Origin of the sequence: Synechococcus sp. BA-120 BA3, from assembly GCF_034931285.1 — a bacterium.
Taxonomy (GTDB): Bacteria; Cyanobacteriota; Cyanobacteriia; order PCC-6307; family Cyanobiaceae; genus Cyanobium.
Window position 1 is genome coordinate 1 of the sequence record NZ_JAYGHZ010000381.1, and the last position, 4,175, is coordinate 4,175.

The following is a 4,175-nucleotide window of genomic DNA, read 5'->3' on the forward strand; positions in this document are numbered from 1 at the left end:
CCGGTGGGCTCACCATCGCCCAGACCCCCAAGAGCGCCCGGTTCGCCGCCATGCCCACCGCCGCCGTGGCCATGGGCGGGGCCGACCTGATCCTCGAGCCGGCGGCCATCGGCCATCACCTCACCGGCCTGATGGGCTCGGACGGCGACTGGGTCGATCTGACCGTTCCCGATCTCAGGGGCCTCAACGTCTCCAGTGCCCTGGAGCTGCTGCTGCACAACAGCGGCATCGACTTCAGCCAGTACAAGGCCTCCACCCTGCAGCGTCAGCTGGCGCGCCGCATGGCGATCCGCCAGATGGAGAGCATGGAGGAGTACCTGCGGTTGCTGGCGGCCGACCGCCAGGAGGTCTCGGCCCTGGTCCACAACCTGCTGGTCACCGTCACCTCCTTCTTCCGTGACCCGGAGTCGTTCGCGGCCCTCGGGGAGCTCCTGCAGGACTATGTGGCCCAGCGCACCCGCAAGGACCGCCTGCGGGTGTGGGTGCCTGGCTGCGCCACCGGCGAGGAGGTCTATTCCATCGGCATGCTGATCAGCGAGGTGCTCGGCCACCCCCAGGACCTGACCCGTCACCTCAAGATCTTCGGCACCGATCTCGACGAGGACAGCCTGGCCGTGGCGCGCCGGGCCACCTATCCGGCGGCCTCCAGCCTGGCCATCCCGGAAGCGCTGCGGGAACGCTTCGTGGTGCCGTGCAACGGTGAGCTCCAGATCTGCGAGGCCCTGCGTAACTGCGTGGTCTTCGCCCGTCACAACGTGGCCGTCGATCCACCCTTCCCGCGGCTGGACCTGATCTCCAGCCGCAACACCCTCATTTACTTCACCCAGCCCCTGCAGGATCGGGTGCTGGCGCAGTTCCGCTTCGGTCTGATGCCCGCGGGGCTGCTGTTCCTCGGCCGCACGGAGTCGCTGGGCCACAGGACCGAGGGCTTCGAGGTGTCCAGCGCCGAGCACCGCATCTTCCACCGCACGACGGAACACCAGTTCACGCGCTACGACCCGGCCATCCCGACCGCCCAGCGCCCACCGATGCTGTTCAGCCCCGTCGGGCGCATCTCGATCCTGCGGGAGACCGTGGTCGAGGAGCATGTCGCCACCCTCGAAGCGCTGGTCCGCAGCACGTCGCCACCCTGCGTGATCCTGGATGAAAACCACGGACTGGTGGAGGTGATCGGCGATGTCAGTCCCTTCTGCCGGCTGCCGGAGGGCCGGATCTCCACCGCCGCCACCACCTTCCTGCTGCCGGAACTGCAGGCCGAGGCCCGCGCCCTGCTGCTGCTGGTGCGGGCCGATGGCCAGCCGGTGCGCAGCCGCCTGCTGCACCTCCCAGACTTCGAACGCCATTTGCGGCTGGAGGTCCGGCCGCTCCAGGTCAACGAGCGGGTGCTGACCCTGCTGTGCTTCCTGCAGGAACCCCACGACGGCGCGGCGCCTGTCCCCACGGACGTTCCGCTGATCCGCGATCCGGACTTCGACCAGCAGATCGCCCGGCTGGAGAAGGAGCTGCTCACCAGCCACGACACCCTGCGCCGTTCCCTCTCCGATCTGGAGGAGGCCAACGAGGAGCTGGAGGCCTCGGCCGAGGAACTGCAGGCCTCCTCGGAGGAGCTGCAGTCGTCCAACGAGGAGCTGGAATCCTCCAACGAGGAGCTGCAGTCCACCAATGAGGAACTGGCCACCCTCAACCAGGAGCTGCGGGCCAGGAGCACGGAGCTGCAGGTGCTGAGCACCGACCTGGAGAACATCCAGAACTCCCTCAACCAGGGCATGGTCATCGTCGACCGGGATCTGTGCATCACCCGATTCACGCCGCTGGCGGTGCGGGTGTTCGCCCTGGTGGACGACGACATCGGCCGGCCCCTGCTGGGCATCCCCACCACCGTGCCCCTGCCGGGTCTGCGGTCGGCCCTGACGGAGGTGGTCGGCGGTGCTCCCCGGCGCAACATCGAGGCGGTCAACGAGGACATCGCCTACCTGGCCCAGGTGCTGCCCTACCAGGAACGGGAAGGTCAGCGGCTCGGAGCGATCGTCACCCTTACCGACGTGTCGGAACTGCTGGCCCTGCGACAGGCCGCCGAGGACTCGCTCGATTCCTTCTCCAGCCTCACCGATGCCCTGGAAGAGGCGGTCTGGAAGCGGGACGCCAGCCTCCACCGGCTGCTCTATGCCAGCCAGCGCATCCTGCCCCTGACGGGTTGGAGCCCGGCCGAACTGTTCGCCCGTCCGGAGCTGCTCGACGACGCCATCCTTCCGGAGGACCGGGATCGGGTCTGGGCCAGCCGAGACCCGGCCCAGGGGGGCTGGACGGTGCAGTACCGGATCATCCGCCGCGATGGCGAGCAGCGCTGGGTGACCGAGAACGCCAAGGTGCTCACCGAGGAGATGGACCGCTATGTGGTCGGCACCCTCTCCGACATCACCCAGGTGCGCCAGGCCCAGGACCATGGCCGCGATCTCTCGGTCCTGTTCGAGACCCTGATCCAAAGCCCCAGCTTCTCGGTGGCGGTGTTCGACAGCAGCCAGCGGGTGGTGCTGGTCAACGCCAGCCTGTGCCACAGGATCGGCTTCGAGCGCGACAGCCTGGTGGGGTCACCGGCCTCCCTGTTCTGCCAGCTGCCGGAGGCGGCCACGGTCCCCGTCAGCACCGATGCACCCGCCGATGGACCGCTGTTCGTGAGTGAGTCCTTTTCCCTCCGCCATCGGGATGGCCAGACCCTTCAGGCCAGCGTCGAGCTGTGGCCGCTGCCCTCATCGATGGGATCCGCCCTGCTGCTGATGGTGCTGCCGACGCCTCAGTCCTGATCGGGCCGCAGCAGGGCCCGCGGCGTTCAGCCCGTTTTCAGATCTTCATCACCTCTTTCAGGATCGTGCAGCCTGCCCAGGATGATGCAGAGTCGCAGGCCAACTGCAGGGCTCACGCTGTGGTTGATGCACAAAACCCAACGCAATCGCGTTATGAGTGAGCAAGCAACTCCGAGGGCCCCATGATCAGCCACGCATCCCCAGGCCCCTTCCGGCGGCCGGTGCGGGTCACGATCACCATCCCTTACAACGCCTATCAGGCCCTGGTGGAGCGCAGCAACACCCAGGGCCGCTCCCTCTCCAACCTCGCGGCGTACCTGCTGGAAAGTTCGCTGCAGACGATCGAACCCCGGGAGCTCCCGGCCCATCGCGCCGCGACGGGAGATGGCTACCAGCATCGACGCTGAACGCCGTGGTGCTGGCTACCTCTGCCGGGATTCCCTCAGCAGCACCGACGGCTTGACATGAAAGCGCTGCTGGAAATCCACACTGAACAATCCGAGGGAGCGGTAGCCGCATTCCGTGGCGATACTTCCGACGGTATCGCCCATTTTGGGGTTCTCCAGCCGGCTCCGTGCCAGATCAAGGCGCTGACTCTTGATCCACTGGGTGGCCGTGCACCCGAGCCGCTCGGAGAAGGCGTACTGCAGGGCCCGGCGTGAGTAGTGACTTCGGGACTCCAACTCCGTGAGAGTGAGCGGCTGATCAAGATTTAACTTGATGTAATCGATCAGTTCATCGAAGGAATCCCGGCCACGCCTCTGGCGCAGAAGCAAGCGATCCAGCGCCTTCGGCTCCAGCAGATCGGGCAGCAGCATGACGGCCATCAGTCGATAGACATGGTCATCCAGTTGAAAGGCATCGACGAGTGCCTGGCCGTAGGTGGAGAGCTGTCCGGCCGTCGCGATGGTCTGGCGAAGTGCGGCATGCAAGGAATGGTCAGGGGAACCGTCCAGCAGGTTCCAGCTGTGGGCCGCTGACAAACGCGCGCGCCAGCCGCTCGGCTCTTCCGCATAGCCGCCCATGGACAGGGCTGTCTGCAGCAAGCGATCCCGGCAGAGGCCGAAGGCCACCCCGGACGAGAGGGAGGTTTCCATCGTGCATGGGGCATCGGCCATCAGCAGACAATGGCCGGGAGCACAGTGCCAAGTGAAGGAACCTTGCCGTAATCGCTGTTCGCCGCCGTAGCCGAACACCACGAGGTGGACCCTGCGCTTGCTGAACCGCAGGCGCATGGGCCGTGCGATCCTGTCAAGCGACATCCGGAATTGGTCCTCCGGCGACATGAAATCTGGCCCACCCTGTGAGGCTGTAGCCCCGGCTTGTTGACGCCGTAGCCGGCGCCGGTTGGTCTTGCTCATCAGTCCATTGGGA

Annotated in this window: 3 protein-coding genes; 2 read left to right on the forward strand and 1 reads right to left on the reverse strand. The window is 66.5% G+C overall.

The features are described from left to right. A partial coding sequence (locus VB737_RS15365) for a CheR family methyltransferase (RefSeq protein ID WP_500314243.1) occupies positions 1-2,801 on the forward strand: 2,801 nt, incomplete at its 5' end. 182 nt (positions 2,802-2,983) lie between these two features. Further along, a complete protein-coding gene (locus VB737_RS15370) occupies positions 2,984-3,208 on the forward strand; it encodes a ribbon-helix-helix domain-containing protein (protein ID WP_500314245.1) in 225 nt (74 codons plus the stop codon). Between the two features lie 15 nt (positions 3,209-3,223). On the opposite strand, the gene VB737_RS15375 is transcribed toward VB737_RS15370, so the two are convergent. Next, on the reverse strand, positions 3,224-3,874 hold the full coding sequence (locus tag VB737_RS15375) for a helix-turn-helix transcriptional regulator (protein WP_500314247.1): 651 nt from the start codon (positions 3,872-3,874) through the stop codon (positions 3,224-3,226). Between the last annotated feature and the right edge of the window lie 301 nt (positions 3,875-4,175).

Coding starts and splice junctions, on each gene's coding strand:
- VB737_RS15370 (WP_500314245.1), top strand. CDS start 2,984: ATGATCAGCCACGCATCCCCAGGCCCCTTCCGGCGGCCGGTGCGGGTC.